The 1,615-nt window shown below is 27.3% G+C and carries 2 protein-coding genes; both read right to left on the minus strand.

Annotation, left to right across the window (positions count from 1 at the left end; genetic code table 11):
- On the minus strand, positions 1–1,215 hold a 1,215-nt coding region (gene tnpC, locus ACQRD5_RS17050), incomplete at its 3' end, for an IS66 family transposase (protein WP_427747101.1).
- A 112-nt stretch (positions 1,216–1,327) separates the two neighbouring features.
- Positions 1,328–1,615 (minus strand): IS66 family insertion sequence element accessory protein TnpB (tnpB, locus tag ACQRD5_RS17055; protein ID WP_427747102.1); only part of this gene is annotated, 288 nt, incomplete at its 5' end.

A 1,615-nucleotide genomic window follows, 5' to 3' on the forward strand; every position in this document is an offset into this window, starting at 1 on the left:
TGTTTTTTCAAGACGCATTTCATAACGTTTTTTATAATAGTCATCCTCTTTAGAATAGGCCTCTCTTAGATCTTTTTCAATTTTATAAAGTTTTTCACAGTAATTAAACCCTATTATTGCTCTTGATTTTTTTAGGGCTTCTTCATTAAGTGTTATTATGATTTCGTGAAATTTTCTTCTTATATGAGCTAAGCAATAAAGTCTTTTTATATTCTCAACTTTATTGTATCCTGTATATCCGTCGGTTTGAAGAAAACCAGAAAACTTCTTTAAAAATTCTTTCGGACAAGAACTTGATCTTGTCTTTTGGTAGTCATATAAGATAATTGGATCTTTTAATTCACCACTTTTATATAACCACATATATTTCTTAGAATTAGATTCCTTACCATTATCATCAATAACTTGTAAGGTTGTCTCATCAGCCTGAATATAGTTTCTACTTAGAAGCTCATCTTTCATAGCAGTATAAATATCTTCTAGTAAATTAGCTGCCGCTAACGTCCAGTTAGACATAGTTTGCCTTGAAATATCTGCTCCTAACATTTTAAAGTAATTTTGTTGTCTATATAAAGGCATTGCATGTTGATATTTCATAATAAGCATATGAGCTATTAATTCATTTGAAGCCATTGTTTTATAAAAAGCAGTACTTGGAGCTTTAGTTGAAATTATATTTGTTTCTTCAGCTTCCGCTTCGCAAGGCTTGCAAGTATAGCTATATGTAATATGTTCTTCAATATAAAGTTTTGCAGGTATGTATTTTAAAACTTCTTTTGAAGTCTTTTTTCCTATAACGGTTAATTCATTCCCACATTTATCACAGATAAGATCCTTATCTTCAAGTTTATGTTCTATAACTACTCTTTCTAAATGAGCTAAGTTATCTTTTTTACCTACATATTTTGGAGTTTTATTTCTTAAATAAGTTATTTCTTCAAGAATAGGTTCAGCAGCTTTAGGATCACTATTTTTTTCAGCTTCATCAAAAAGAGACATTTGGTTAACATCTACTTGTTCACTGGATTTCCCAAATATCTTTCTATTTTTATTAAGCAATTGTCTTTTTAAATAGTCTAATTCATTTTTTAAATCATCAATTTTTTTATCCTTAGATTCAATTTCTTTATCTTTAGATTTTAGTTCATTTTCCATTTTTTGAATCAAAGATTTTGTTTTTTCATCAAGTTCATTTTCCAGAAATTCAAACTCCATTTTAGCTACTCCTTAATATTCTATCTATATGCATATTATAACATAAAACCCTTTATTTCTAAAGGGTTACGGCTAATTTATACTATAGAATTTTAAGTTTTTTATCTTTATTTTAGTAATAATTTTTTGCAGTAACTGGCTTAAATTTAGATTTATTTCTTATTTCATATCCTTTAAGCAACCATTTTAATTCTTCCTTGTTTACTTTTAAAGCTTCTTCTTGAGTAGTAGGCCATTTAAATCTATTACTTTCTAACCTATGATAATATAACCAGAATCCTTCATCGAAATGTAATATCTTAAGCTTATTCATTTGCTTATTACAAAATACAAATAAAGCTTTTTCAAATGGATCTAATTTAAATTGATGCTCTACAAGCATAATTAGTCCATCTATGCT

Source organism: Clostridium sp. SGI.024 (genome assembly GCF_050315195.1).
Classification (GTDB): domain Bacteria; phylum Bacillota; class Clostridia; order Clostridiales; family Clostridiaceae; genus Clostridium.